Origin of the sequence: Exiguobacterium sp. s21 (assembly GCF_018617975.1) — a bacterium.
GTDB lineage: Bacteria > Bacillota > Bacilli > Exiguobacteriales > Exiguobacteriaceae > Exiguobacterium > Exiguobacterium mexicanum_A.
In genome coordinates, this window is sequence record NZ_JACSLF010000001.1 from 87,207 (window position 1) to 113,635 (window position 26,429).

The window sequence follows — 26,429 nt, forward strand, 5'->3', positions numbered from 1 at the left end:
TCCCACTTTTATATTTGCGTCCCACCGCTACGACTTCATCTTATCAATGACATTTCCGTCTTGCAACCCCTTCAAACGTTTTTTTTCGATGTAAGCGTATACTTAACAAAATCTTCAACTTTACTGTCATCGTATCGCCCTTGACTAATGACGCGCCCCTCGTGTAAGACGACGGGGATCTCGAACAAGTACTTCGCCTCGAGTTCTTCGTTGCCCGTGATGTCGACCTGCTCGAGTTCGAACGGATAGTCTTCCATGAGCCATTCGAGCATGACGAGTGCCTCCTCGCAGAGCGAACAGTTGGCACGTCGGTATAATGTCAGCACCATGTCAGTCCCCTCCTTTCCATAGTTGTCGTTCCCGCTCCCGCGAGTTTCCAAAACCGAGCGCCTCCCGATAGTTCGCCACGGTCCGTCGTGTCACCGTATAGCCGATCCGGGCCAACTCTCGCATGAGTGCGGCGTCACTCAAAGGTGACGTCTCTTGTTGAATCAGTTCGGCGAGCGCCTTTTTCACCATGAACGGCGATTGCCCATGATCCGTGGACCTGACGAAAAAGTGGCGCCACGCCATGACACCGCCCTCGGTCGCCACATACTTTCCTTGGATGGCCCGTCCGACGGTCGACTCGTGCTTGCCGATCCGTTCGGCGACTTCTTTCCGCGTCAACGGATGCAAGACGAGGTTGCCGTCGAGCCAGTCCGCCTGACGTTCCGCGATGACCGTCCATACTGAATGAAGCGTCGCGTTCCGCATCTCGAGCGTCTCGTGCCACCACTTCGCCTCGCGGTCGTCCCCGATCCGAGTCGCATCGAGCGTCGGGCTGAACCATGTCGTCACAAGCTCATCGTCACGCCGGACGACTTCGAGTTCCGGTACGATATGCTCGGTTCCTTCATATACTATTGGTGTTTTCGGTAACGTCGCCACGATACGGGTCACCCGGTCGAACTCAGCCACCGAGATGTCGAGTCGTCCCGGGATGTCATCAACGTTCGCGTCGAGCGCCTCGAACACGTCCAAGACGAGCGGGTCGTCATGTTCAATTGCATGCCGGTACTGACAGTCCCGCTCATTCTTCGCCCCGATCCCCGTCGGTTCTAGAAACAAGAGCGCCTGGCGTGCCGCCTCAATGTCCGCCACATCGACCTCGAACCGATAGGCGAGCACGAAGTCACTATCAGGTAAGAGGCCGCGGTGGTCTAGCGCGAGGACGAGTCGCTTTTGAAGCATACGTTGGACCTCGTTCCCACTTCCTTCCTCGATTTGTTCGAACAGACGCGACTCGAACCCGCTCGCCGTGTCCTCCACCCATTCGACCGCACCGCTGCCGATGGCGATGTTCGGGTTCCGCTTTGACAAGCGGCCGAGCTGAAAAGCGATCGCGGTCCGGTCTGCTTCGAGAACCGGCAGACGCCTGACCATGTCCTGGGTCAGCTGTTGCTTTTGAAGTTGCTGTTGTTCTTGGCGTTGCATCGGTCACACCCCTCTCGTTTCCTATTGTAGCGAAAGGCGGGAAAACGCGCTCAAAAAAAAGTGAGACGAACAGGATTGCTTTTTTAAAAAAACAAATGTATAATAAATCGTATCAGAGAACATGCACCCGTAGCTCAGGGGATAGAGCACTGGTTTCCGGTGCCAGGTGTCGGGAGTTCGAATCTCTCCGGGTGTATCAAAGAAAGAGGTCAGGCAGATGCCTGGCCTCTTTTGTCGTTTTAGAATCGTCAAACCGTGGAATAGGTCAAAAACGATGACTATCGTTTGACCAACATTGACTATAGCGGTATGATATATTTACAACCTACATAAAGGAGGCAGATTCAATGTTAATTCCAACAGTTATCGAACAAACAGGTCGCGGGGAACGCGCGTACGATATTTACTCACGCTTGCTCAAGGACCGCATCATCTTGCTCGGAAGTGCGATCGACGACAACGTCGCCAACTCGATCGTTGCCCAGCTCCTCTTCCTTGCAGCCGAGGACCCAGATAAGGACATCTCACTTTACATCAACAGTCCGGGTGGTTCGATCACTTCCGGAATGGCGATTTATGACACGATGAACTTCATCAAACCGAACGTGTCGACGATTTGTATCGGAATGGCCGCATCGATGGGTGCCTTCTTGCTCCAAGCCGGTGAAAAAGGCAAACGCTTCGCGCTTCCAAACGCGGAGATCATGATTCACCAACCGCTCGGCGGTACGCAAGGTCAAGCATCGGACATCAAGATCCATGCTGAACGCATCATCAAGATGCGCGAGAAATTGAACCAAATCATGGCCGACAACACAGGCCAGCCGCTTGAAGTCATCGAGCGCGACACAGAGCGCGACTACTTCATGTCAGCTGAACAAGCGAAAGACTACGGTCTCATCGACAAGGTCATGACGCGTTAATCCAAAAGCGCCTTTCCCAACTCCGGGAAAGGCGCTTCTTTTTATTGGACAGGTAACCAAATTTCAATCAAGTCGTCAGCTCCGTCTTGCCCATGAATGTAGCGCTCAAAATCGAGTGCATCCCGCAACGTTACATCCGGCAACGCTAGAAGTTGATTATACGTCGTGGGGATGGCCGGGATTCCGCCTTCGACCGTGGCGACAAGGTAACGTCCTGCCGACAGTTCAACCTGTCTTCCCTCTTCTCCTATGACAGGATCAGTCATCCCTGCTAGATAAGCTTCTTCTTTCGCTAAACAGACGCCATATGATTCGTCTGTCGTCAGCTCTGGTTGCAATTTTTCCCAAACAAACGGGATTGTGGTGAGTTCGGATACATAGCCGTTCACGATTTTCGGTCGGTCCCACATCTCATAACGTACTTTCATTGAATCTCCCCCTGTTTGCATCCATTTGATTTGTTGCTCGACTTGTCGCAACGCCTCGATTTCGCGTTGGACCTCATCAAGTCTGCTGTCGAGTAACTCGCTCACACTTTTTGCCGTTTGAATTTGTTCGAGCGAGATACCCATTTGGCGTAGTAACTTGATTTCGTTCAGGCGTCTTATTTCTTCCATCCCGTATAACCGATACTGATTATCTAAACGAGTCGGTCGGACGAGTCCTTTCGCTTCATACCATTTGATTGCTTTAGTGGACAACCCCGTTAGATGGACCACTTTTCCGATTTGAATCATTGGCGTCCCCCCTTCTCGTTGATCATAAAGCCGCCCGTAGCGGACAGGTCAACTCTTTTATTCCTCGACCTCGACCCCGAACACATAGCGGCTATCGCCTTGCGGCCATTCCCCGCCCGTCTCAAACAAATAGACGCCCGGTTCGTCTGGGACGACGGGGTCAGACCGTACGAGCTCACCGTCGATGATTTGATGGAATGAGACGTTCGACGGCTCGGCATGGAACTCGACATCAATCTCGGCACCCGGTTCGACGGGCACGAGCTGCAAGTCGTCCGCTTCCGGCAACCCGTGGTCTTCACATACCGCCTCGCCCCCATTGGACCAGCAGAACGTCGACTGCTTCACTTCGGCCGTCACCGACCCGACCCGGACCGTCGGGAGCGGCGGTTTGATCGAGGACTCCGACTTCCAAAACGAGGTGGCCAACAACGCGCCGCCGACGAGAATCAACCCAACCACGACGATCCATAACCCTTTTCGTCTCAACTCGCTCATCTCCTTTGTTCTTGTATTCCCCGTTCCACGAAAAAACGACCCACTTCCGTGAGTCGTCCCGTTCATTTCGGGCGTCGGAGCCCTTTCATCATATAGCCGCCTTTAAAGTCAATCGGATCGAATGCGACGAGGAACGCCTTCGGCTCATACTCCTCGACCATTTGCCGCAAATCTTTCATCCGTGTCCGTGCCGCCAAGACGTCGAGACGATATCGGATGCCGTCACGCCCCTGACCTTGGTAGTGCGTCACACCATAACCGCTGTCGCGCATCTTTTGGATGAGCTCGGCCGGGAACTCTTGCGTGTGGACTTGGATCATGTTGTAGCCGATAGCAAGCTTACGCTCGACGTAACCGCCGACGAGAATCCCGAGCCCGAATCCGACCGCATAGACGATCATGCCGAGCGTCGTCAAATCTTGGAACACGATCCCGAGCGCGAAGATATAGATTAGCGTCTCAAGCGTCCCGAACAGCCCCGCAATCATCGTTTTTCCTTTGACGAGCATGATTGTCCGAAGCGTCAGCACCGGTACGTAGACGAGTTGTAATACTAGGATGAGCAAGATTTGCCCCATAGGATCGACCTCCATTCGAATTCAATATAACCACTATTCCAAATTTTAAGGCCGGATGCAACCAAAAAAGGCTGACCGCAGTCAGCCTTTCGCAATTATTTGTCTAAGTTATCCACGCTCGTGAGCAGTTCATAATCTTTGCGGATGACCTGATAGATGGCGTTCGTGTCACCTGACAATACTTCTTCCGCGCGCAATTGGTTGAGGAAGAGGCTTGTCGCGAACGTGACGAGGGCGCTTTTCGGGATCCCGATTTGTTTCGCACGCTCCGTGATGACCTGGTCTAAATCAGCGTCGATCGTGAGCGAGATTCTTTTCTTTGCATTCGACATAATCATGAAGCTCCTTTAAGTTACATTTCTAAGTCCTATACACAATTGCTAATTATATAGGAAGAATGGTTTTGGTGCAACCGGGGTCACGATGAGCTGATTTCTTCACCGTTTCGCACCTTGTCCGCGATCTGGTCGATCTTGCGGAGCCGATGGTTGATCCCCGATTTCGAGATCGGTCCCGTCTCGAGCATCTCGCCGAGTTCTTGGAGCGAGACGTCTTGATGGGTGACCCGGAGCTCGGCGATTTCCCGGAGTTTGACCGGTAAGATTTCAAGCCCGACCGTGCGCTCGAGGAACTTGATGTTCTCGACTTGGCGGAGCGCCGCCCCGACAGTCTTGTTCAAGTTCGCCGTCTCACAGTTGACAAGCCGGTTGACTGAGTTGCGCATGTCTTTGATGATACGCGCGTCCTCGAATTCGAGCATGCCGCGCGTCGCCCCGATGAGTTTCAGGAAGTCCGAGATCTTTTCACTCTCTTTGATATAGAGGATATGCCCTTTCTTCCGCTCGAGCGTCTTCGCGTTCAAGCCGAAGCGGTTGGCGAGGTCACGGAGCGCCTGGTTATGGTTCTCGTACAGGCTGTACACCTCGAGGTGATATGACGACGTCTTCGGATGGTTGATCGACCCGCCGGCAAGGAACGACCCGCGTAAATAGGCACGGGCGAGGTTCTCGTCACGTGTCATGTCCGAGTTGAGCGTGCGAATCATCTCGTAGTTCTCCCCGAGAATCTCAAGGTCGCGAAGCATCGTCTCGGCACGCTGGGCGACCCGGACGATATAGACGTTGTTCTTCTTCAACCGCATTTTCTTCCGTACGAACAAATCAAGATGATGGTCGTACAGCCGTTTCATGAGGGAATAGATTCGACGTGCGATGGCGGCGTTCTCAGTCGAGACGTCGAGCGTCATCCCTCGCCCTAAAGCTAGCGAGATGACCCCGTTCATCCGGACGAGTGCGGATAGTTCCGCTTTCGCCTCGGCATCGGTCACGACGAGTTGCGTCAATTCTTTTTTGACGTCAGAGGCAAAGCTCATGCCGGTCCCCTCCTTTCTGTTCAATCACAACTTATTTCAGCTCAAGTTCTTGGAACGAGCGTGGTTTCTTGATGCGCAGGACGCGTTGCATGACGAGTCCGGCGATGGCGTCCGAGTCATGGCGGATATAGTCACGGTTATAGTCGACGATGTCCCCCGCGAGCACGTTCGTACCGTAATTTCGAAGCTTCTTCCGATCGAAGCGGACTTCTTCCGAACCGTCCTCGAGGTAACGCTCTAAATAGATGTCCTCGATCGGCTCGTTGTTGACGACGATCGTGTCGACCGTCGACTTGCCGAGATATGCCTCGATCGATTTCAAATGTTTCATCGCGTCGTACCCTTTCGTCTCGCCGGGCTGCGTCATGACGTTGCAGATGTAGACGACCGGTTTCTTGGAGCGGACGATGGCGTCACGCACTTCTGGAATCAAGAGGTTCGGGATGATGCTCGTATAGAGGCTCCCTGGACCGAGCACGATTAAATCGGCGTCCTCGATTGCCTCGACGACACCAGCCGCCGGCTTGATGCCTTCCTCGAGCAAGAACAGGCGCTTGATTTGTTTCTCGACGAGCGGGATTTTTGATTCACCTTTGACGATCGTCCCGTCCTCGAACTCGGCGGCGAGCGTCATGAGTGTCTCCGTCACCGGGAGCACCTTGCCTTGGGCGTTCAACAGCTGCGACAAGACGTCAACCGCCTTGACGAACGAGCCTTCACAAATGTGCGTCGCCGCCGTCAACATAAGGTTGCCGAGCGAGTGCCCTTCGAGCCCGTAACCGCTGTCGAACCGATACTGCAAAATCTTGTCCATGAGTGGCTCGACCTCGGACAAGGCGAGGATGACGTTCCGGATGTCGCCCGGCGGCAACATATGGAACTCGTCACGGAGGCGCCCCGAGCTGCCCCCGTCGTCCCCGACCGTGACGATGGCCGTGATGTCGAGCGGATAATGCTTCAAGCCCCGGACGAGCGTCGAGAGGCCCGTCCCTCCACCGATGGCCACCACTTTTCTATCGCGTCTCATCTTATTTCTCCTTCGTCGCATGCGCGAGATCGCGATGGACGGTCTTGACGTTATAGCGCTCGGCGAAATGGGCCGATACTTTCTCGGCGAACGTGATCGAGCGGTGCTTCCCGCCCGTACAGCCGAAGGCGACGACGACTTGCGTCTTCCCTTCGCGCTTGTACTGCGGCAACAGGAATTCGAGCATGTCGATCAGTTTTTTATAGAACGCCCGCGCCTCGGGGTGCGACATGACGTAGTTCTGGACTTCTTCCGTCTGCCCGGTGAGCGGACGGAGTTCCGGGATATAGAACGGGTTCGTGATGAAGCGGACGTCGAACAACAGGTCGATGTCGAGCGGGACGCCGTGTTTGAACCCGAACGACATGAAGTTGACCGTGAACGGAATCCGTTCCTCGTTGAACTGGAGCAAGATGCGGTCTTTGAGCATCTGCGGCTTCAAGTCGCTCGTATCGTAGAGCGTATGGGCCCGGTCACGGAACCCTTCGAGCAACGAGCGCTCCATCCCGATGCCGACGAGCGGCGCGTCTTCCGGGGCGAGCGGATGCGACCGGCGCGTCTCCTTGTAGCGGCGCACGAGCACTTCGTCCCGTGTGTCGAGATACAACAAGTGCGGGTGTACGTTCTTCTGTTCCAAGTCGTCGATGACGATGAACAGGCTGTCGATGAAGTCGCGCGTCCGTGTGTCGATCGCGACGGCGATCTTCGGCCGGACCGAGCTGATGACATCGATCAATTGCGGCAAGAGCACCGGCGGCAAGTTATCGACGCAAAAATAGCCGAGATCCTCAAAGCTATTCATTGCGACCGATTTCCCGGCCCCGCTCATCCCGCTGATGATGATCAATTCTTCTAATCCTTTAAAGTCTTCCATGTCACTGACGCCCCCTTAAAATTGACAACCGAGCCGTGTGTGCAGCTCTCTTCTGTCCTTAGTATAACGAACGTCCGAAAAAAAGAGAAGGGATTGCGGTCGCCCGCAATCCCTTCTGCCTCATGTCACGCGTTTTGTTCGTGCAACGCCTCGAGGAGCCCCTCGATATAGTGTTGCGCGTTTTGAGCGGCAATCGATCCGTCGTTCGTCGCGGTGACGACTTGACGGAGCGTCTTGTCGCGTACGTCGCCGGCTGCGAAAATCCCTGGGATCTTCGTCTCCATCGCTTCGTTCGTGACGATATAGCCTTGCTCGTTCGTGATGCCGAGGTCTTTGACGAAACCAGTGATCGGGTTCATACCAATATAGATGAACACACCGTCGATTTCGTGGTCCGACTCGGTCCCATCGACCGTGCTGACGAGACGTGCCCCACCGACTTTACCATCCGCTTCCACGATCTCTTTGAGCGTGTGGTTCCAGATGAAGTCGATTTTCGGGTTGTCGAACGCCCGTTTTTGAAGAATCTTCTGAGCGCGAAGCTCGTCGCGACGGTGAACGATTGTCACCTTGTCAGCAAAACGTGTCAAGAACACGCCTTCCTCGACAGCTGAGTCGCCGCCGCCGATGACGAACAAGTTCTTCCCTTTGAAGAACGCCCCGTCACAGACCGCACAATACGATACACCGCGGCCGCCGAGCTCTTCTTCGCCCGGGACACCGATTTTCTTGTATTGTGCGCCAGAAGCGAGGATGATCGCCCGTGCTTTATAGTCACGGTTGTGCGCGTGGACGACTTTATATTCCGTCTCGTCCGAGATGCTTTGGACGTCGCCATAAGCGTACTTCGCCCCGAATGCTTTCGAGTGGTCGAACATTTTTTGAGACAAGTCTGGGCCGAGGATGCTGTCATAGCCCGGATAGTTTTCGATATCTTCCGTGTTCGCCATCTGTCCACCTGGGATACCGCGTTCGATCATAAGTGTCGATAAGTTGGCACGCGACGCGTAAAGTGCCGCCGTCATTCCGGCTGGGCCGGCCCCGATGATAATGACGTCATAGATTTTTTCTTCTGTCATAATGATTCCACCTCTGCATGAAATTGATTGACTTCAGTATAAGAAACCTAGGGAGGTATCGTCTATCTTTATGCTTGTTCGAGTGTCTGTTTGAACGAACGGATCGTGCCCGTGAGCGTCGCGACGTCGATTCCGAACGTGTCGGCGCAGTCGTCGAGGATGAGGGCATCCCGTTTCGCATAGAACATCCAGACGAGGGCCGCGGCCGATGCCGTGACGTCCTCGAACGATGCCCCGGCAAGGAGCAGGAGTGAGAACCGTTCATAGAAGTCGCCGTCGAGGCTCATCTGTTCCGCTTCCGTCACTTCCGTCTCGGCGAGCACGAGGGCCTCATACGCCCGAGCGATCCGGGCGTCACCGGTGAACGGGGCCCCGCAAATCTCAGCACGACATTTCTCGGCGAAGGCGAGCACCGTCTCGTTGTCGGTGATCCCGTTCGTCAACGCGAGTGCTTCAAACGCCTCGTCGTCGGCAAGTTTCGAGATGATTCGGATGATTTCGATGCGAGCCGCGTCTTCTTCTTGGCGCAACCCTTGGACGAGTGCCGAACGGAACTCGAGGTTGTCGCGGATGTCATACGGGCTCGCTTCTTCAAATTGTTTCAACTCGTCACTGTTCAAATAGGTGGCCGCTTCTTCAAGACGCCCGGTCTTGTAGGCGGACACGCTGAGCCAATGCCCGAACAGTGAATCCCCACGGAATCCGCGGTCTTTCAAGAGGCGGAGTTCTTCGTACGCGCGGTCGTATTGACCGACGAGCGCGAGTGTCGTGGCGAGTTTGTAGCGCAAGTCGAACTGGAGCGGGCGGACCCGTGTCAGCGGGACCGACAGTTGGAGCGCCGCTTCTGATTGTCCGGCCTCATGCAACAACAAAATCGTGTTCAAAATCGCATGCAAGTTGCCCGGGTTTTCATCGAGCACATACTCGAGCGTCTCGAACGCCGCTTCATCGTTGCCGAGATAAAAATTGACGATGGCCAAGTTGTTGAATGCCGGCCAAAAGCGCGGGTAGCGGTCGATTAACCGCTCGAGCGTCGACTTGGCGGCGAACAAGCGGCCTTTGTCGATATGCTGCTGGGCCTCGGTGTGCCACGTGATCAACTCGTCTTCATCTTCGTCCTCGAGTTCTTGCTCGAGTTCGATCAGTTCTAAAAGCGATTGGACCGAGTCCGCATAGCGCCCGTGTGCCTCGACTTCGAGGTAACGTGTCGCATACATCGCTGCTTCTTCATATAAAGAGATATAAGCGCAATTGCTCGCAAGGTGATACAAGGCCTCGGTTGACGTCTCATCGAGTTCTAGCACCCGTTTCCACACGTCATTGGCGTGATAGATCTCCCCTACTTCAAATAACAGTTCAGCGTACTGTTTGTGATAGTCGACGCGGTGCGCTGCAGCGGCAGTGGCTTCAGCCATGAAAAAAGTCGCTTCATCTAGGCGACCTTCACGTAACGCACGACGACCTCTATAGTAGTGGAGCTCCGCGGCGAGCGGAGATTCTGGTTCGGGTAGCGTCATTACTGCTTCATAGTTCGCTTCCATATTCTAAATCCTCCACATCATCTCTAAATCTATTTTTAGTTGCAGGGTTAAGAATACCGCACTCAAACAACGAGGGCAACTGAAAAACTTAAAAAAAATCGGGACTATATTCCTTCTATAATGAATATATTTTGCTAGGTCGTTCAAATGCTTTTCGACAAAAATATAGAGGTTTCATGTCAGCGCCCATAGACACAAAAAAACGGTATCGCCTTTAAAAAAAGTGATACCGCCCTAGTAATTTTATGAGGCCCTACATGTCTTGACCTCAAAATGATTTCGCACTAAATTGTGTCTATTTTGTGTCGATGGTATGGAGCTTTGCCCCAACGACGCGCTCTCCGGGCGCGACGTCACGATGGACGACGGCCCCGGCACCGATGACGGCCCGGTCGCCAATCGTCACGCCAGGTAAAATCGTCACGTTCGCCCCGATCAACACCTCGTCCCCGATGTGGACGTCGCCAATCCGATACTCGTCGACGAGATACTCGTGACAGAGGATCGTCGAGTTGAACCCGATGACCGTGTTGCGGCCAATCGAAATCCGCTCCGGGAACATGACGTCCGGCATCACCATGAGGGCGAGCGCGCTATACTCCCCGATTTCCATACCGAGGAACGTCCGGTATAGCCAGCGCTTCGCCTTGACGGACGGGAAGTACCGGCCGATCAAGACGACGGTCGTGTTTTTAAAGACACGCAGGAAACGAATCGTCCGATACATCTGCCAGAGCGGATTCGGTCCGTCGAGACGAAACCGTTCCGTCTTACGCATGGACCGTGACCTCGTCGAGCCACGCCTCGAAATGTTCCATCGAGTCGATGATGACGTCCGGTTCGAGCGCTTCGAGGAACGCACGGCCTTTGATGGCCCAGCCGACAGCGACCGTCTTCGTCCCGGCGTTCTTGCCGCTGAAGATGTCCGTGTCGTTGTCCCCGACCATGACAGCGCGGTCCGCCGTCGATCCGAGCGCACGGAGCGCCCGTTCGACCGGTTCGGCGTGCGGTTTCTCATATTCCACATCGTCGGCCGTAACGACCACATCGAACAGATGGTCGATCTTGAACAGACGCAAGCCTTGCTCGACGACGGGACGGCCTTTCGAGGTGACGACGCCCATCTTGTATCCTTTGGCGTGGAGGCGATACAGCCCCTCGATCACACCCGGATATTCGGCGACGAGCTGGTCGTGCATCGCGATATTGAAGCTGCGATAGAACGCCTGCATCTCTTTCCATTCCGGCTCATTGAGCGCCTTGAACGACTTCTCGAGCGTCGGTCCGATGAACGGGAAGATGTCCTCATCGCGATACGTCTCGTCCGGGAAGTAGTACCCGAGCGTGTGACGGAAACTCGCGATGATGAGCGGGTTCGTATCGAGCAACGTGCCATCCAAATCGAATAGAAGTGTATCCATCAATCAAACAGTCCTTTCTCTGAAGGGTCATCGTATCGTTTCGCTTTGCGGCGGACGATCATCATGACGACACCGAATACAATCATCGCGATCGAAACGAGTTGTGCCGTCCGGAAATCGCCGGCCATGAGGCTATCCGTGCGGAGCCCTTCGATATAGAAGCGTCCGATCGAATACCAGACGAGATACGACAAGAAGATGTAGCCGCGCGGCGGGTTACCGACCATACGCCAGACGACGAGCAAGATGACGCCGATGATGTTCCAGACGCTCTCGAACAAGAATGTCGGCAAGTAATAAGCGCCATCGATATACATCTGATTGACGATCCAATCCGGGAGGAAGAGCGTCTCTTTCAAGAAACGGCTCGTCGTCTCGGCACCGTGCGCCTCTTGGTTCATGAAGTTCCCCCAACGTCCGACCGCTTGCCCGAGGAGAAGCGACGGAGCGAGGATATCGGTGATCTTCCAGAACGACATCGACTTGCGCATGCAATAGATGATGACGACGAGCAACGCTCCGAAGATGGCGCCGTGGATTGCGATCCCGCCTTGTCGGATGTCGATGATCTGTCCAAGGTTCTCACTGTAGTAGTCCCATTGGAAGATGACGTAGTAAATCCGGGCGAAGACGATACTGATCGGAATCGACCAGATGATGACATCGACGACCCGTTCTGAATCATAATTGAGACGTTTCGCCTCGAACAAGGCGAGAACGAGGCCGAGCATCGCACCGAAGGCGATGATCATGCCGTACCAATAGATCGGGAGCGACCCGATTTCAAACGCGACGCGGTCAAACGTTGGCTCTACCATTATTCCATGTCCCCTTCGTTGTCATTGATGGCGTTCGCGAGACGTTCCGCGAACTCTTCGGCCGTGTTGATGCCCATGTTCTGGAGGCGGTAGTTCATCGCCGCGACTTCGACGATGACGGCCAAGTTACGTCCCGGACGGACCGGGATCGTGAGCAACGGCACTTCGCTGTCGATGATTTTCATCGTGTTGTGATCGAGCCCGACGCGGTCGTATACTTTGCCCGCATCCCAGTTCTCGAGGTTGATGATTAAGCTGATTTTCTTGTGCGAGCGGACGGCGCCAGCGCCGAACAACGTCATGACGTCGATGATGCCGATTCCGCGAATCTCGAGCAAGTGACGAATCAGTTTCGGTGCCGAACCGACGAGCAGCTGGTCCCCGGTCTGACGAATCTCGACCGAGTCATCGGCGACGAGGCGATGGCCCCGTTTGACGAGTTCGAGGGCGGTCTCGGATTTCCCGACGCCGCTCTGCCCTTTGATGAGCACGCCGACGCCATAGATGTCGACGAGTACGCCGTGCATCGCCGTCATCGGCGCGAGTTCCATCTCGAGGAAGTTCGTGATTTGTGACTCGATTGACGTCGTCATCGCGTTCGTGCGCATGAGCGGGACGTTCGCCGCCTCGGCTTCTTGTTCGATCTCTTTCGGGATGTCGAAGCCGCGCGTGATGAGGATGCCCGGTGTCAATTCCGTGCATAAAATCTTCGCCCGCTCGCGGCGGCTCTCTTCCGACAAGCTCGCGTAGAACGTGAGCTCGGTCTTCCCGAGCACTTGCAGCCGATTTTTCGCATAGTGCGTGTAGTAGCCGGCAAGGACGAGTCCCGGTCGACTGAGGTCCGGTGTGGCGACGGGACGATGGAGTCCCTCTTCCCCGGCGATGACTTGAAGTTTGAAGCGCTCAACGAGTTGAGCCGTGCGTACGATATTTTGCATGAGTATCTGCCCCTTTCACGCTCATTATTGTATCATAGCTCTTCTGGAGAAGCGTCAACGAAAGTGAGCCGAAATGTGTCAAAAAAAGAGATGAAACTAATTCGTGGCGATTCCGTAGAACGGGTATAGAGGATTAGGGAGGTGAAATCACATGAATTCACTATTTTGGATTGCCATTGTCTTTATTTTTATCGTCGGGATCGCGGCACTCGTCTACTTGGTCAAATCACTGTTTGATATGTGGCGCGAGTATGCGGCGACAAAAAACGAAACGGTGCTCTTATTGTTCATCTTGAACATCGTCGGCCTGTTCTTGTCCGGGTCGCTGTTATCGATGATCGTCGCCATCATCTTCTATTGGAACCGGTCGAAGACGATGCGGAACCTCGGGATTTTCTTACTCATCGCCGGACCGGTCCTCTTCATCCTGTTCATCATCGGCTCATTCACGCTGTATGACGGTCAAATGATGGATTGGGAACAAATGGAGTATCAAATGAATCTATGACATGACAAAAACCCGGAGGCAACCGCCTTCGGGTTTTGTCATGGATGTCTCATTCGCCCGGTACATAGCCGACCACGGTGTTCGACTCCGGTGCGACCGAGATCGTCGGTACGTCGACGCTACTGTTCGGGTCCGCTTCGAACGAGACGGCGAGCGCCTCGGTCCCGGCATACGCATCGTCCAACAGTTCATAACCGTCATCGACCGTGACACGATGTACCTCGGCACTTGCTCCCGCATCGATTGCGGGCTCCTGCCAGTTCCGCGCGGTCACATACGCCCAGGCGACAGCAATCGCTTCGTCGCCAGCCGGCTCGTTCTCATTGACGATACGCTGTTCGTCGGCACATCCGCCAAGCACCAGCACCGCAATCATCATCCATCCGTACGCTGACACAAATCGCTTCATCCCGTCCCTCCTCGTCTCTCAAGTTAAAAGAAACCCGAAGGCGAGAGGCCTTCGGGTTGTCGGTCATTGCTGATGGAACGGGTTGTTCAAGTCGGCCGGATTGACCGGGTCGACTGGATCGATTGGTTCCACCGGCTCGTGTTTGTCCTCTTCGAGGAACGTCGACGGTGTGTGGAGCGAACCGTGTTCGAGGTCGATCGTGCCGGTACGCGTCCCGGCCTCGACTTCGATGCGCGGTGTTTGGCCACGGCCCGACAAGAATTCGAGTCGGCGTTGGGCGACGTCTTTCCGGTCGCGGATGATCTCGAGCTCGTCTAAATTACAGTGGAGACCACCGAAGTTCGTCTCGAGTTCTCCTTCGACCTCGACGCCGTGCGGCAAGACGAGACGGACGTTTCCGGCGAGCGAGGCGAGCTCGAACTTGGCCGGACGTGCCGTCGCGAGTTCGGCGCGGATGTTCCCGTTGCCGGTCTTGAGCGACGCCTTGTCGTATTTGCCGTTCACGATGACGGCTCCGTTGCCGGTCCGGACGTGGACGAGTTCAGATTCGACCGCTTCGACTTCGACCGTTCCGTTCCCCGTGTTGAGGAGCAGCTCCGAGGCATGTACTTCATGAAGTACGACCCGGCCGTTCGCCGTCTGGATACGAACGCTCTCGACGTCGAGGCCGTCGGCACGGACCTCACCGTTTAGCGTCTGTACGTGTAGGTGATCGAAATGATGATGCGGGACGTACAGTTCGACGTGCGCCCGGACGAGCTTGTCGCGGAGTGACACGACGAGACGGTCACCGATGACCGAATGCTTGACCGCTGACTGGAGCTGTTCGAGTGCCTTGTCCGCGTCCTGCTGACGGAGCGGACGTCCGGTGACAATCAGTTCACACTCGTCGTTGTCCGACGAGACGATCGTCGCCGAGGCGTTGAACAAGTCGAGCGAGATGTCTTTCCCGGTGAACGGGAACGATTTCGAATACGTCACTTCCGGCCCGAAGTTCGAGCTGAACGTGAAGTCGCTGTCACGAAGTTTCGTCACGAGCCCTTCGACCGCCGACGTCAGTTTCGTCGTGAGCGACTCGACCGAGTAGGCATCGACTTTCTCCGTCTCTTGACGTTCCTCGAGCGCTTGGACGCGCTCCGGCTCCAACTTCTCGAGCCGTTCGAGCTGGGTCATGCCTTCTTCAATCGTCAACTTCCCGTCTTTCACTTGCTGGAGAATCAGTTCACGCATTTCTTGTTTCACTGTTCGTTTCCCCCTTCGATTTGGTCACACGTCAATCATGTTCCCGTTTCTCATCATTTCTATACCTTACTTCCGTTTTCCTGCTTTCGGTTTCGCTCGGGCCGCATCCCGTTCTAACACCGGTTTCAAATACTTTCCGGTGTACGACGCGGCGACTTCGGCGACTTCTTCCGGCGTCCCGGTCGCGACGATCGTACCGCCGCCGTCCCCGCCTTCCGGTCCAAGGTCGATCAAGTAGTCGGCCGATTTGATGACGTCGAGGTTATGCTCGATGACGAGCACCGTGTCCCCGTTCTCGACGAGGCGTTGCAGCACTTTCAACAGACGAGCGATGTCGTCGACGTGAAGACCCGTCGTCGGCTCGTCCAAGATGTAAATCGTCTTCCCGGTCGAACGTTTATGGAGCTCGGAGGCGAGCTTGACGCGCTGCGCTTCCCCGCCGGACAGTTCCGTCGCCGGTTGTCCGAGTTTCATATAACCGAGACCGACGTCATAAATCGTCTGAATCTTGCGCTTGATTTTCGGAATCTTGTCAAAGAAGTCGAGCCCTTCCTCAATCGTCATATCGAGCACGTCGGCGATCGTCTTACCTTTGTACTTCACTTCGAGCGTCTCACGGTTATAGCGTTTCCCGTGACACACTTCACACGGGACGTAGACGTCCGGCAAGAAGTGCATCTCGATCTTGATGATCCCGTCCCCGCGGCACGCCTCACAGCGTCCGCCCTTGACGTTGAAACTGAAGCGCCCTTTCTTATAGCCGCGCATCTTCGCCTCGTTCGTCGACGCGAACACGTCACGGATATCATCGAATACACCGGTATATGTCGCCGGGTTCGACCGCGGCGTCCGTCCGATCGGTGACTGGTCGATATCGATGACTTTGTCGATATGGTCGAGTCCTTCAATCTTCTTATGCTTCCCTGGTTTCGCCTTGGCCCGGTTGATGTGATGAGCGAGCGATTTATACAGAATCTCGTTGATGAGCGTCGATTTCCCGGAACCGGAGACGCCGGTGACGGCGATGAACATACCGAGCGGAATCGAGACGTCGACCCCTTTCAAGTTGTTCTCTTCCGCCTTCAAAATCTTCAAGAAACGCTCGTCCGGCACTTTCCGTTCGGCCGGGAGCGGGATGAACTTCTTACCAGACAAGTATTGGCCTGTTAGCGATTTTCTGTTCTTCATGAGCTGTTTCGGCGTCCCGGCGGCGATGACTTCTCCGCCGTGTTCGCCGGCACCCGGTCCGATGTCAATCAAATAATCGGCTGCCATCATCGTGTCCTCGTCGTGCTCGACGACGATGAGCGTGTTACCGATGTCACGCATCTGTTTGAGCGTCGCGATCAAGCGGTCGTTGTCACGCTGATGCAATCCAATCGACGGTTCATCGAGGACGTATAGGACGCCCGTGAGCCGTGAGCCGATTTGCGTCGCGAGACGAATCCGCTGCGCTTCTCCACCCGAGAGCGTCCCGGCGGCGCGTGACAACGTCAAATAGTCGAGACCGACGTTGTTCAAGAAGCTGAGCCGCTCACAAATCTCTTGCAAGATGAGACGGGCGATGGCGATATCTTTCTCGCTCAACTCTGTCATGATTGAGTCGAACAACTTGATGGCGTTGACGACGGACAGTGAGGTCACTTGCCCGATATGGTGGCCCGTGATTTTGACGGCGAGCGTCTCTTCTTTCAACCGATAACCGCTACATGTCGGACAAGCGTGTGTCGCCATGTACGTCTCCATCTGTTCACGGATATAATCGGACGTCGTCTCTTTATAGCGGCGCTCGATGTTGCGGAGCACCCCTTCGAAGAAGATCGTGTTCGTCCGGACTTGTCCGAAATCGTTCTCGTAACGGAACAAGAACGACTCTTCGTCCGTCCCGTGCAAGACGAGGTCTTGGTCACGCTTCGACAGACGTTCGAACGGCACGTCCATGTCGATGTCAAAGTGTTTGCACATCGAGGCGAGCAGTTGCGGATAATATTGCGAGCTTGTCGGCTGCCAGGCGACGACGGCGCCTTCCTTCAGCGTCTTCGACGGGTCCGGGATAACGAGTTCCGGGTCGACATCAAGCTTCGTACCGAGCCCGTCACACGTCGGACAGGCACCGAACGGCGAGTTGAACGAGAACATACGCGGCTCGAGTTCGCCAATGGAGAAGCCACAAATCGGACAAGCGTGATGTTCGCTGAACAGGAGCTCGGTGCCGTCCATCTTGTCGATGATGGCTCGGCCGTCGGCAAGGCGAAGCGCCGTCTCGAGCGAGTCGGCAAGACGACCTTCGACGTCAGCGCGGACGACGAGGCGATCGACGACGACTTCAATCGAATGTTTCTTATTCTTATCAAGCTCGATCTCATCGGTCAGTTCGATCGTCTCGCCATTGACACGAACGCGGACGAACCCTTCCTTTTTGAGCGAGTCGAACACTTTGACGTGCGTCCCTTTGCGGCCCGAGACGATTGGCGCCAGGATTTGCAGGCGCGTCTTCTCCGGCAGTTCCATCACTTGGTCGACCATCTGTGAGATGGTCTGGCTCGAGATTTCGATACCGTGACGCGGACAGACCGGTTTCCCGATGCGAGCGAACAAAAGACGTAAGTAGTCATAGATTTCCGTCACCGTTCCGACGGTCGAGCGCGGGTTACGGCTCGTCGTCTTCTGGTCGATCGAGATGGCCGGGCTCAGCCCTTCAATCGTATCGACGTCCGGTTTGTCCATCTGTCCGAGGAATTGACGGGCGTAGGCCGATAGACTCTCGACGTAACGGCGCTGCCCCTCGGCGTAGATGGTGTCGAACGCGAGTGACGACTTCCCGGAACCGGACAAGCCCGTCAAGACGACGAGCTGGTCCCGTGGAATATCGATATCAATGTTTTTCAAGTTGTTGACGCGCGCCCCTTTGATGACGATCGCATTTTTCTTTTCAGCCATTTAATTCCCTACCTTCAACTCCAAGATTAAGTCACGCAATTCGGCCGCCCGTTCGAACTGGAGGTCGCGGGCCGCTTGTTTCATTTCTTCTTCTAGCTTGGCGATGGCTTCCTCACGTTCAGCCGGCTTCATCGAGCTGAGTGATTCGAGCACATCCTCCTCGGCGTCGACCGTCGCGCGGATGACGCCGCGTACTTCTTTACGAATCGTCTGCGGCGTGATGCCGTGTTCTTCATTATAAGCTTCTTGAATCGAGCGACGACGATCGGTCTCTTCAATCGCGCGCGTCATCGAGTCGGTCATCTTATCAGCGAACAAGATGACGTGCCCGTTCGAGTTCCGCGCCGCCCGCCCAATCGTCTGAATGAGCGATCGGTCCGAACGGAGGAACCCTTCCTTGTCGGCGTCTAGAATCGTGACGAGACTCACTTCCGGGATGTCTAGTCCTTCCCGCAGTAAGTTGATTCCGACGAGGACGTCGTATTTTCCGAGACGCAGGTCACGGATGATCTCAATCCGCTCGAGCGTCTTGATTTCAGAGTGCATATAGTTGACCTTGATGCCCGCTTCACGCAGATAGTCCGATAAATCCTCGGCCATCTTTTTCGTGAGCGTCGTCACGAGGACGCGTTCGTCCTGTTTGATGCGGTCGCGAATTTGGTCCATCAAGTAGTCGATTTGTCCTTTGATCGGATGAATCTCGATCGTCGGGTCGAGCAGTCCTGTCGGCCGGATGATCTGTTCGATCATGTGCGGGGTATGCTCGAGCTCGAACGGACCTGGTGTCGCCGAGATAAAGATCGCTTGCGACAACTTCTTCTCGAACTCGTCGAACTTGAGCGGACGGTTATCTTTAGCTGAAGGCAGGCGGAACCCGTGGTCGACGAGCACTTGCTTCCGGGCCTGGTCACCGTTATACATGCCGCGTACTTGCGGGAGCGTCACGTGCGACTCATCGGCGACGAGTAGGAAGTCTTTCGGGAAGTAGTCGATGAGCGTGTAAGGCGTCGCCCCTGCCTCGGTCAAGTTCAAATGACGCGAATAGTTTTCGATGCCTGAACAGTAGCCCATCTCACGCATCATCTCGAGGTCATAGTTCGTCCGCTGTTCAAGCCGTTGCGCCTCGAGCAGCTTCCCTTCCTCGCGGAACTTCTTGAGCTGTTGTTCGAGCTCGGCCTCGATGTTGACGATCGCTTTTTGCAGCTTCTCGTCGCGGGTGACGAAGTGGGATGCCGGGAAGATCGAGACATGCTCGCGGTCGGCGATGATCTCGCCGGTGAGCGGGTCCATCTCGCGGATCCGGTCGATCTCGTCTCCGAAGAACTCGACGCGCAAACACTGCTCGTCGCGTGACGCCGGGAAGATCTCGACGACGTCACCTCGAACACGGAACCGCCCGCGCTGGAAATCGATATCGTTCCGTTCATATTGGATGTCGATCAACTTGCGGAGCATCTGATCACGGCCCAACTCTTTCCCGACGCGGAGACTTAAGACGAGGCTGTTATATTCTTCCGGGTTACCGAGACCGTAGATGCACGACACGGAGGCGACGATGATGACGTCATCGCGCTCGAACAAGGCCGACGTCGCCGAGTGACGAAGTTTATCGATCTCATCGTTGATCGAGGCGTCTTTCTCGATGAACGTGTCCGTCGAGGGAACGTACGCCTCTGGCTGATAGTAGTCGTAATAACTGACGAAATATTCGACGGCGTTGTTCGGGAAGAATTCCTTGAACTCCGAGTAGAGCTGTCCGGCGAGCGTCTTGTTGTGGGCCAAGACGAGCGTCGGCTTCTTCACTTCTTGGATGACGTTCGATACGGTGAACGTCTTCCCGGTGCCGGTCGCCCCGAGCAACGTCTGGTACCGGTCGCCGCGATTGACGCCCTCGACGAGCTGTCGAATCGCCTCCGGTTGGTCGCCGGCCGGCTTATATTCTGATTGTAAGTCGAACGGAACGCTAATCTTATCCATATATATTCCTCGCTTTCTGTTCCTTGCATATTGACTTGATTATAGCACATACACGAACAAATATTCGCTTCTGACACACTTCCCAAATCGTTCCGCTTTTCGTTATCATGGAGAGTGAATCTAAACAGAAACGAGTTGGTCGTCATGTGGTCACTTCTCTTCATCCCGCTCGGTGCCATCGTCGGTGCCTTGTCCGGATTCTTCGGCATCGGCGGCGGGGTCATCATCGTCCCGGTGCTGCTCTTTAGTGGTTATTCGGCAGCAGAGGCCGTCGCCACGTCGCTCTTGTTCGTCGTCGGGACGAGCCTGTCCGGCGCGAAGAAACATACGTCGCTCGGCAACGTGTCTTGGTCGACCGGCATCACGGTCGGACTGACCGGCGCCGTCACGGCACAGCTGTCGAGCCGCCTCGTCCTCTCGATCTCGGGGACGTATGATTGGTTACTGAACTTATTTTATCTGGCTATCCTATCTTATTTTGCCATTACGCTATTAAAGAAAACATCGAAACCGCAGAAGCCGAAAAAATCGACCGTTCTCGCGGGGATGATGATCGGAGCGATGGCCGGACTGTTGTCCGCCCTCCTCGGCATCGGCGGCGGGTTCATCATCGTCCCGCTCCTCGTCAGTTGGCTCGGCTTCACGACGCATCGCGGGGTCGGGACGAGCCTTGCTGCCGTCCTGTTCATCTCGCTCGGCGGACTCGTCGGCTATCTGCCGTCGCTATCGCTCGATTATGTGACGCCGCTTGCCCTCGTCCTCGGGGCGTTCATCGGCGCGCCGATCGGGGCATCCCTCACGGACCGTTACGACGATAAAGGGATTTCGCGACGCCTCGCTTGGCTCTACCTCGCCGTCATCGCTTCGATCCTCCTCGACCTCGGAGCCACGAGCTTTCCCCCGCTCGCGTACGTGAGTTTGATGGTCCTGCTCGTCTTTCTCGTCGGGATCACCCTCGACTTCAGACGTCGGATTACCAATCAAAACCACTTTTCATAAGAAAAGTGGCTTTTTTTGCATATTCGGTTTTGAAACGCTTTCATTTTGGGCATATAATGAAGTGGTAAGCCAAATTTAATATGGAAGGAAGGGAGTATCACATGTCAGCATTCGTCAGCGAAATTATTGGTACAATGCTACTCATCTTGCTCGGTAACGGTGTCGTCGCCGGCGTCGTCCTCCGTCATTCGAAAGCGGAGAACGCAGGTTGGGTCGTCATCACGTTCGGTTGGGGCTTCGCCGTTATGATCGGGGTATACGCAGCCGGAATCTATGGAGGGGCTCACTTGAACCCTGCCGTGACGGTCGGTCTCGCGACAGCAGGCTCATTCCCTTGGGCTGATGTGCCAGCGTATATTTTGGCACAATTTATCGGGGCGTTCATCGGGGCCGTCCTCGTGTATGTCCATTACAAGCCGCACTATGATGCGACCGACGACCCGGGCGCCAAATTGGCGACGTTCTCGACCGCACCTGGGATTCGTAGCACGCCGTTCAACGTGATCGGAGAAATCATCGGTACGTTCGTCCTCGTCTTCGGAATTTTATCTTTCGGGGCCAACACGTTCACGGACGGTTTGAATCCGCTTATCGTCGGTTTCCTCGTCGTCTCGATCGGTCTCTCGCTTGGTGGTACAACGGGATATGCCATCAACCCGGCGCGTGACCTCGGACCGCGGATTGCACATGCGATCCTTCCTATCAAAGGCAAAGGCACGTCGGACTGGGGCTACTCATGGATCCCGGTCGTCGGACCAATCATCGGGGCGGTCATCGCCGCATTGCTGTACGGTATTCTCGTACCATAATCTTTCTAATTTCTAAGGAGGCTCTCTCATATGGAGAAAGAAAAACGCTACATCTTAGCACTTGACCAAGGAACGACAAGCTCACGGGCGATCATCTTCGACCACGACGGAAAAATCGTCACGACCGCTCAGCGTGAGTTCAAACAATACTTCCCTAAGCCAGGCTGGGTCGAGCATAACGCCAATGAGATTTGGGGTTCTGTCCTCGCCGTCATGGCCGAGGCGTTCGGTTCGGCCGACATCGATCCAAAAGAGATCGCAGCTATCGGGATCACGAACCAACGGGAAACAGCCGTCGTCTGGGAGAAGTCGACAGGACGTCCGGTTTATAACGCCGTCGTCTGGCAATCGCGTCAAACAGCCGGTATTTGTGATGAGTTGAAGGAAGCCGGTCATGCCGACTTGTTCCGCGATAAGACAGGCCTCTTGATTGACGCCTACTTCTCAGGCACGAAAGTCAAATGGATCCTCGACAACGTCGAAGGCGCCCGTGAGAAAGCCGAAGCCGGTGACCTCCTCTTCGGAACGATCGACACTTGGCTCATCTGGAAACTGTCAGGCGGCCACGCCCACGTCACGGACTACTCGAACGCGTCACGGACGCTCATGTACAACATCTATGAGCAGAAGTGGGACGATGAGTTGCTCGAGATCTTGACGGTACCGAAGTCGATGCTCCCGGAAGTCAAACCGTCGAGTGAAGTGTACGCCAACACGATCCCGTACCACTTCTTCGGCTTCGAAGTTCCGCTCGCCGGCGCGGCCGGTGACCAACAGGCAGCCCTCTTCGGTCAAGCCTGCTTCGAGTCAGGAGAAGGTAAAAACACGTACGGTACAGGTTGCTTTATGCTCATGAACACGGGCGAAGAAGCCGTCAAGTCGGACCATGGTCTGCTCACGACGATTGCATGGGGATACAACGGTAAAGTCGAATATGCGCTCGAAGGTTCAATCTTCGTCGCCGGTTCGGCCATCCAATGGCTCCGTGACGGACTCCGTATGCTCAAGTCGGCGAAAGACACGGAACAGTACGCCAACCGCGTCGAGACGACAGACGGCGTCTACGTCGTCCCAGCCTTCGTCGGACTTGGTGCCCCGTATTGGAACTCGGACGTCCGTGGTTCCATCTTCGGCCTCACGCGCGGGACGGAGAAAGAACATTTCGTCCGGGCGACGCTCGAGTCACTCGCCTATCAGACACGCGATGTCTTGACGGCGATGGAACAAGATTCTGGCATCGAGTTGAAGACGCTCCGCGTCGACGGCGGTGCGGTCAACAACAACTTCCTCATGCAGTTCCAAGCGGACATCTTGGACGTCCCGGTCGAACGGCCTGAAGTGAGCGAGACGACGGCTCTTGGTGCCGCCTATCTCGCCGGTCTCGCCGTCGGGTTCTGGAAAGACCAAGCAGAGATCAAACAACAGTGGAAACTCGACCATCAGTTCGAACCGAAGATGGACGAAGCACACCGCGAAAATCTGTATAAAGGCTGGCAACACGCAGTCGAAGCGACAATGGGCTTCAAACCATCAAAACTTGAACTTTAATTGAACGCACGAAAGGGAGCATCTGCCAAGGATGCTCCCTTTTATAGTTTCCGTAACCGCAGACGCGGGCTCGCTGGTTCAGCGACGAACAAGATGCCGAGCTCGTGCGGGTCGGTCTCGTACATCGCCCGTTGCACGAAACGGATGTCCCCGTTCAAGTTGAGCACCTCGAGCTTGATGTACGGTTTATGCAACTGGAGCGCCTCATAGAAGCTGCTCCCGCCCGTGATGACGGTCCCGTTCACTTTGTAGATCGATTCACCCGGGATGAGCTGCATCGCCTCGCCCGGTGAGCCCGGGAGCGTGTCGATGATGACCGCTCCTCGGTTGCCGTTGATGAACACCGGCGTCGTCCCTCGATTCTCTCGCTTGATGAGTTGTAGCGCCAACTCATACAACACGAACAGACCGAGCAAGATGTAGGCCGCGTACGGGACGTCGATGGCGTAGGAAGCCCCAAACAAACCGATGGCGATGAGCGCGAGCAGGCCTCGATACAGGCTCAAGCGGCCGAGGAGCGTCCCTGGGAGTGCTCCCGTCGACAGCAGGCTGACCCCGATCGGGATCGGCAAGATGATCGGCACTGGGACGTCGAGACCGAAGGACGGGGGTAAGAAGACGACAAGCGGGAAGAACCAGAGCCGTTTGACGACGTGGCCGCCGATGAACTGGCCCCGTTTGGACAAGATGAGCGTCGGTGACGTCTCGACCGGACCGTTCCACCGTAAGAGGATCGCCTCCGCGAGCGTCACGACACCGAACACGAGCGCATACACCGGCCAGTCGACCTCGGCCAATCGATCCATCCACCCTGTCAGTCCCCCATACTCGATGACGTCACGAAGCGCGACTGCCGTCAGCATGATCAAAAACGGGAACGCTGGGCTGCTGAAACGCGGGTGCATCGTCAAGACGATAAGCGCGTACAGCACGCTGAACGTCACGACCCATTCCCAGTTGACGGTCGTCTCGAGCAGAATCAGCGCCGCCGAACCGATGACCGCAAGGAGCAGGCTCGGCCATAGAAAATGGCGCCAGTCCGATTTCGGCGAACGCCGACGCGAGCGAAACATGCCCCGCTCCCGTTTGATACGCGTCGTGGATATGTAAGCGAGGGCGACGAGCGTCGCCCAGAGTAGCGGACTACCGATCAAGGTCAACAAAGCAGTAAAACTCATTCGTAGAACGTCCACACTTGTCCAATCCTTTCCCTAATCCTTATTTTGCAGCTTCTTCGAGCGCGCGATTCAATTGGGCATCGTTCGCCTCGTCTTGAATCTCCTCGAGCAAGCGTGACTCGAGCGCCGACGCCGTCGCTTCATTGACGATCCCGTCTTCCGGCAAGTTGTTGTCGGCTTGGAAGGCACTGACGGCACGGCCCATCGTATCACCGAAATAGCCCGGCTGTCCGCCCGGTTCATAGCCGATGCCCGTCAACACGGTATGCAAGTTCGAGACCGCTTCCCCGTAGTCCCCGACTTTGAGCGTATCCGCGTCGGCGAGGATGCGGGTGACATTGAAGTAGTCTGGTTGATCGACCTCGACGTCCGGTTCGATGCCTTTCTCGTTGATCCAGTTTCCGTCCGGTGTGAGCCATTTGCTCGTCGTCAGCTTCAAGTTGCTGCCGTCCTCTAAATCGAACGCCGTCTGCACGACGCCTTTCCCGAACGTCTTGTTGCCGATGATCGTGGCCCCGGCACCTTCTTTGAGGGCTCCGGCCAAAATTTCAGACGCCGATGCCGACCCTTCGTCCGTCAAGACGAACAAGTCGTACGGCTTCGCTTCCCGGGCACGGCCGCTCTGCGACTCGCGGTCCCCATCCGCATTCTCGATTTGGACGACCGGTTTGTTCGTCGGGACGAATCCTTCGGTCATCTCGATGACGGCAGGAAGCAATCCACCCGGGTTGCCTCGTACGTCGATGATCAGGCTCTCGATCCCTTCCGATTCGAGCGTCTCGAGCTGCTCTAAAAATTCGTCCGCCGTCGGCTCGGAGAATTGGGTCACCTCGATATAACCAACCTTTTTCCCGTTCTGTTCTTTCACTTCCGAGTAGACGGTCTCGATCGGAATCGTGTCACGTGTGATCTCATAGTCGGCCTCTTGGCCACCGCGACGGATCGTGAGCGTGACGACGGTCCCTTTCTCGCCTCGGATGAGTTGGACCGCCTCTTCGACGGCCATCCCTTCAATCGACTCCCCGTCGACCGCCGTGATGACGTCTCCGGCCCGGAGGCCCGCCGCCTCGGCTGGTGCGCCTTTGATTGGAGCGACGATTAAGATGTCTTCTCCTTTCTTCTCCAAAGTCGCGCCGATTCCTTCAAAGCTCGACTCAATCGAGTCGGTGAACTGCGACGTCTCTTCGGCGTCGAGGAAGTCCGAGTACGGGTCGTCGAGCGCTGCCGTCATCCCGTCGAGGGCACCGGTCAACAAGTCCTCTTCTGAGATATCCTTCAACGAATGCGTCTCAATCAATTGGCGGACTTGTTCCACCTTGTCCCAGCCTTCTGCTTTCGGTTGAAGCGGTAACGGCGCATCGGTGAACGCCATCGTCGCGAGCCCAGCACCGGCTCCGGCGACGAACGTGGCGCCAGCTAATAATCCTGCGGTTGTATTTTTCACGGGTAGTCCCTCATTTCTCTTTGTCAGTCTTTCATCCAGTATAGCAAAAAGTTCAGAAAAACGGACGTGTTCCAGAAATTTGGAACACGTCCG

At 55.6% G+C, this 26,429-nt stretch carries 26 protein-coding genes and 1 tRNA gene; 6 read left to right on the forward strand and 21 right to left on the reverse strand.

Translation table 11 applies throughout. From position 1 onward, the window contains the following. Positions 1-71: 71 nt before the first annotated feature. Positions 72-329, reverse strand: coding sequence for a glutaredoxin family protein (locus tag KNP06_RS00435; RefSeq protein ID WP_034778531.1), 258 nt, complete (start codon positions 327-329; stop codon positions 72-74). A 1-nt stretch (position 330) separates the two neighbouring features. After that, complete coding sequence (locus KNP06_RS00440) at positions 331-1,476, reverse strand: RNA polymerase factor sigma-54 (RefSeq protein ID WP_214787654.1); 1,146 nt, start codon at positions 1,474-1,476, stop codon at positions 331-333. 123 nt (positions 1,477-1,599) lie between these two features. Between KNP06_RS00440 and KNP06_RS00445 the strand changes: the two genes are divergently transcribed. Beyond that, positions 1,600-1,672: transfer RNA gene (locus KNP06_RS00445), tRNA-Arg, on the forward strand. A 151-nt stretch (positions 1,673-1,823) separates the two neighbouring features. Beyond that, positions 1,824-2,399, forward strand: a complete 576-nt coding sequence (clpP, locus tag KNP06_RS00450) for an ATP-dependent Clp endopeptidase proteolytic subunit ClpP (protein ID WP_138859072.1) — start codon at positions 1,824-1,826, stop codon at positions 2,397-2,399. A 41-nt stretch (positions 2,400-2,440) separates the two neighbouring features. Here clpP and KNP06_RS00455 read toward each other — a convergent pair whose 3' ends face one another. From KNP06_RS00455 to hprK, 13 genes are all read right to left on the reverse strand, one after another. After that, the gene (locus KNP06_RS00455) at positions 2,441-3,136 is read right to left on the reverse strand and encodes a MerR family transcriptional regulator (RefSeq protein WP_214787657.1); all 696 of its coding nucleotides are present in this window, start codon (positions 3,134-3,136) and stop codon (positions 2,441-2,443) included. 57 nt (positions 3,137-3,193) lie between these two features. Next, positions 3,194-3,634 carry a hypothetical protein gene (locus KNP06_RS00460; RefSeq protein ID WP_214787660.1) on the reverse strand — a complete coding sequence of 147 codons (441 nt, stop codon included), beginning with the start codon at positions 3,632-3,634 and terminating at the stop codon, positions 3,194-3,196. A gap of 62 nt (positions 3,635-3,696) precedes the next feature. Then, the gene (locus KNP06_RS00465; protein ID WP_021065440.1) at positions 3,697-4,212 is read right to left on the reverse strand and encodes a DUF2179 domain-containing protein; all 516 of its coding nucleotides are present in this window, start codon (positions 4,210-4,212) and stop codon (positions 3,697-3,699) included. A gap of 95 nt (positions 4,213-4,307) precedes the next feature. Continuing rightward, a complete protein-coding gene (locus KNP06_RS00470) occupies positions 4,308-4,544 on the reverse strand; it encodes a hypothetical protein (protein WP_021065439.1) in 237 nt (78 codons plus the stop codon). A gap of 86 nt (positions 4,545-4,630) precedes the next feature. Continuing rightward, positions 4,631-5,584, reverse strand: a complete 954-nt coding sequence (gene whiA / locus KNP06_RS00475) for a DNA-binding protein WhiA (protein WP_214787663.1) — start codon at positions 5,582-5,584, stop codon at positions 4,631-4,633. 31 nt (positions 5,585-5,615) lie between these two features. Next, positions 5,616-6,611: a gluconeogenesis factor YvcK family protein gene (locus KNP06_RS00480; protein WP_034778537.1), complete on the reverse strand. Its 996-nt coding sequence runs from the start codon at positions 6,609-6,611 to the stop codon at positions 5,616-5,618. A 1-nt stretch (position 6,612) separates the two neighbouring features. Continuing rightward, entirely contained in the window at positions 6,613-7,485 is an 873-nt protein-coding gene (rapZ, locus tag KNP06_RS00485; RefSeq protein WP_029595053.1) for an RNase adapter RapZ, read from the reverse strand. A 125-nt stretch (positions 7,486-7,610) separates the two neighbouring features. Beyond that, positions 7,611-8,564, reverse strand: a complete 954-nt coding sequence (gene trxB / locus KNP06_RS00490) for a thioredoxin-disulfide reductase (RefSeq protein ID WP_214711531.1) — start codon at positions 8,562-8,564, stop codon at positions 7,611-7,613. A 68-nt stretch (positions 8,565-8,632) separates the two neighbouring features. Further along, positions 8,633-10,105 (reverse strand): tetratricopeptide repeat protein, encoded by a 1,473-nt coding sequence (locus KNP06_RS00495; protein ID WP_251129707.1) that lies wholly within the window; start codon positions 10,103-10,105, stop codon positions 8,633-8,635. Between the two features lie 295 nt (positions 10,106-10,400). Next, on the reverse strand, positions 10,401-10,883 hold the full coding sequence (locus tag KNP06_RS00500) for an acyltransferase (RefSeq protein ID WP_214711533.1): 483 nt from the start codon (positions 10,881-10,883) through the stop codon (positions 10,401-10,403). Further along, positions 10,876-11,526, reverse strand: coding sequence for a pyrophosphatase PpaX (gene ppaX, locus KNP06_RS00505; RefSeq protein ID WP_034778540.1), 651 nt, complete (start codon positions 11,524-11,526; stop codon positions 10,876-10,878). Before ppaX ends, KNP06_RS00500 begins: the two co-directional genes overlap by 8 nt. Continuing rightward, the gene (lgt, locus tag KNP06_RS00510; RefSeq protein ID WP_214707267.1) at positions 11,526-12,344 is read right to left on the reverse strand and encodes a prolipoprotein diacylglyceryl transferase; all 819 of its coding nucleotides are present in this window, start codon (positions 12,342-12,344) and stop codon (positions 11,526-11,528) included. The genes ppaX and lgt overlap by 1 nt, the downstream gene beginning before the upstream one ends. Further along, a complete protein-coding gene (gene hprK, locus KNP06_RS00515) occupies positions 12,344-13,282 on the reverse strand; it encodes an HPr(Ser) kinase/phosphatase (RefSeq protein WP_214707265.1) in 939 nt (312 codons plus the stop codon). Before hprK ends, lgt begins: the two co-directional genes overlap by 1 nt. A gap of 151 nt (positions 13,283-13,433) precedes the next feature. Here hprK and KNP06_RS00520 point away from each other — a divergent pair, with 151 nt between their 5' ends. Next, complete coding sequence (locus KNP06_RS00520) at positions 13,434-13,790, forward strand: hypothetical protein (protein ID WP_214707263.1); 357 nt, start codon at positions 13,434-13,436, stop codon at positions 13,788-13,790. Between the two features lie 49 nt (positions 13,791-13,839). On the opposite strand, the gene KNP06_RS00525 is transcribed toward KNP06_RS00520, so the two are convergent. From KNP06_RS00525 to uvrB, 4 genes are all read right to left on the reverse strand, one after another. Continuing rightward, positions 13,840-14,199, reverse strand: coding sequence for a hypothetical protein (locus KNP06_RS00525; protein WP_214711535.1), 360 nt, complete (start codon positions 14,197-14,199; stop codon positions 13,840-13,842). A gap of 63 nt (positions 14,200-14,262) precedes the next feature. Then, a complete protein-coding gene (locus KNP06_RS00530) occupies positions 14,263-15,441 on the reverse strand; it encodes a DUF4097 family beta strand repeat-containing protein (RefSeq protein WP_029595044.1) in 1,179 nt (392 codons plus the stop codon). Positions 15,442-15,507: 66 nt separating this feature from the next. Further along, positions 15,508-18,381 carry an excinuclease ABC subunit UvrA gene (gene uvrA / locus KNP06_RS00535; protein ID WP_214711537.1) on the reverse strand — a complete coding sequence of 958 codons (2,874 nt, stop codon included), beginning with the start codon at positions 18,379-18,381 and terminating at the stop codon, positions 15,508-15,510. Next, positions 18,382-20,358, reverse strand: a complete 1,977-nt coding sequence (uvrB, locus tag KNP06_RS00540) for an excinuclease ABC subunit UvrB (protein WP_251129708.1) — start codon at positions 20,356-20,358, stop codon at positions 18,382-18,384. A gap of 144 nt (positions 20,359-20,502) precedes the next feature. Here uvrB and KNP06_RS00545 point away from each other — a divergent pair, with 144 nt between their 5' ends. The 3 genes from KNP06_RS00545 (at position 20,503) to glpK (ending at position 23,714) form a co-directional block, all read left to right on the forward strand. Further along, on the forward strand, positions 20,503-21,357 hold the full coding sequence (locus KNP06_RS00545; protein WP_214711539.1) for a sulfite exporter TauE/SafE family protein: 855 nt from the start codon (positions 20,503-20,505) through the stop codon (positions 21,355-21,357). 101 nt (positions 21,358-21,458) lie between these two features. Beyond that, entirely contained in the window at positions 21,459-22,166 is a 708-nt protein-coding gene (locus tag KNP06_RS00550; protein ID WP_034778546.1) for an MIP/aquaporin family protein, read from the forward strand. Between the two features lie 30 nt (positions 22,167-22,196). Beyond that, the gene (gene glpK, locus KNP06_RS00555) at positions 22,197-23,714 is read left to right on the forward strand and encodes a glycerol kinase GlpK (protein WP_214711541.1); all 1,518 of its coding nucleotides are present in this window, start codon (positions 22,197-22,199) and stop codon (positions 23,712-23,714) included. Positions 23,715-23,755: 41 nt separating this feature from the next. Here the strand turns inward: glpK and KNP06_RS00560 are convergent, their stop codons facing one another. Together KNP06_RS00560 and KNP06_RS00565 are read right to left on the reverse strand one after the other, a co-directional pair. After that, positions 23,756-24,892, reverse strand: coding sequence for a PDZ domain-containing protein (locus KNP06_RS00560; protein WP_214711543.1), 1,137 nt, complete (start codon positions 24,890-24,892; stop codon positions 23,756-23,758). A gap of 40 nt (positions 24,893-24,932) precedes the next feature. After that, entirely contained in the window at positions 24,933-26,336 is a 1,404-nt protein-coding gene (locus KNP06_RS00565; protein ID WP_214711545.1) for a S41 family peptidase, read from the reverse strand. Positions 26,337-26,429: the final 93 nt, after the last annotated feature.

Excerpts from the sequence above, each read along its gene's own strand:
- KNP06_RS00500 (WP_214711533.1), bottom strand. The coding sequence starts at position 10,883 with ATGCGTAAGACGGAACGGTTTCGTCTCGACGGACCGAATCCGCTCTGG.
- KNP06_RS00525 (WP_214711535.1), bottom strand. The coding sequence starts at position 14,199 with ATGAAGCGATTTGTGTCAGCGTACGGATGGATGATGATTGCGGTGCTG.
- rapZ (WP_029595053.1), bottom strand. The coding sequence starts at position 7,485 with ATGGAAGACTTTAAAGGATTAGAAGAATTGATCATCATCAGCGGGATG.
- KNP06_RS00460 (WP_214787660.1), bottom strand. The coding sequence starts at position 3,634 with ATGAGCGAGTTGAGACGAAAAGGGTTATGGATCGTCGTGGTTGGGTTG.
- hprK (WP_214707265.1), bottom strand. The coding sequence starts at position 13,282 with ATGCAAAATATCGTACGCACGGCTCAACTCGTTGAGCGCTTCAAACTT.
- KNP06_RS00455 (WP_214787657.1), bottom strand. The coding sequence starts at position 3,136 with ATGATTCAAATCGGAAAAGTGGTCCATCTAACGGGGTTGTCCACTAAA.
- lgt (WP_214707267.1), bottom strand. The coding sequence starts at position 12,344 with ATGGTAGAGCCAACGTTTGACCGCGTCGCGTTTGAAATCGGGTCGCTC.
- KNP06_RS00560 (WP_214711543.1), bottom strand. The coding sequence starts at position 24,892 with ATGAGTTTTACTGCTTTGTTGACCTTGATCGGTAGTCCGCTACTCTGG.
- trxB (WP_214711531.1), bottom strand. The coding sequence starts at position 8,564 with ATGACAGAAGAAAAAATCTATGACGTCATTATCATCGGGGCCGGCCCA.
- KNP06_RS00435 (WP_034778531.1), bottom strand. The coding sequence starts at position 329 with ATGGTGCTGACATTATACCGACGTGCCAACTGTTCGCTCTGCGAGGAG.
- clpP (WP_138859072.1), top strand. The coding sequence starts at position 1,824 with ATGTTAATTCCAACAGTTATCGAACAAACAGGTCGCGGGGAACGCGCG.
- KNP06_RS00480 (WP_034778537.1), bottom strand. The coding sequence starts at position 6,611 with ATGAGACGCGATAGAAAAGTGGTGGCCATCGGTGGAGGGACGGGCCTC.
- KNP06_RS00440 (WP_214787654.1), bottom strand. The coding sequence starts at position 1,476 with ATGCAACGCCAAGAACAACAGCAACTTCAAAAGCAACAGCTGACCCAG.
- KNP06_RS00520 (WP_214707263.1), top strand. The coding sequence starts at position 13,434 with ATGAATTCACTATTTTGGATTGCCATTGTCTTTATTTTTATCGTCGGG.
- glpK (WP_214711541.1), top strand. The coding sequence starts at position 22,197 with ATGGAGAAAGAAAAACGCTACATCTTAGCACTTGACCAAGGAACGACA.
- ppaX (WP_034778540.1), bottom strand. The coding sequence starts at position 11,526 with ATGGATACACTTCTATTCGATTTGGATGGCACGTTGCTCGATACGAAC.
- KNP06_RS00465 (WP_021065440.1), bottom strand. The coding sequence starts at position 4,212 with ATGGGGCAAATCTTGCTCATCCTAGTATTACAACTCGTCTACGTACCG.
- uvrB (WP_251129708.1), bottom strand. The coding sequence starts at position 20,358 with ATGGATAAGATTAGCGTTCCGTTCGACTTACAATCAGAATATAAGCCG.
- KNP06_RS00550 (WP_034778546.1), top strand. The coding sequence starts at position 21,459 with ATGTCAGCATTCGTCAGCGAAATTATTGGTACAATGCTACTCATCTTG.
- whiA (WP_214787663.1), bottom strand. The coding sequence starts at position 5,584 with ATGAGCTTTGCCTCTGACGTCAAAAAAGAATTGACGCAACTCGTCGTG.
- KNP06_RS00470 (WP_021065439.1), bottom strand. The coding sequence starts at position 4,544 with ATGTCGAATGCAAAGAAAAGAATCTCGCTCACGATCGACGCTGATTTA.
- uvrA (WP_214711537.1), bottom strand. The coding sequence starts at position 18,381 with ATGGCTGAAAAGAAAAATGCGATCGTCATCAAAGGGGCGCGCGTCAAC.
- KNP06_RS00545 (WP_214711539.1), top strand. The coding sequence starts at position 20,503 with ATGTGGTCACTTCTCTTCATCCCGCTCGGTGCCATCGTCGGTGCCTTG.
- KNP06_RS00495 (WP_251129707.1), bottom strand. The coding sequence starts at position 10,105 with ATGGAAGCGAACTATGAAGCAGTAATGACGCTACCCGAACCAGAATCT.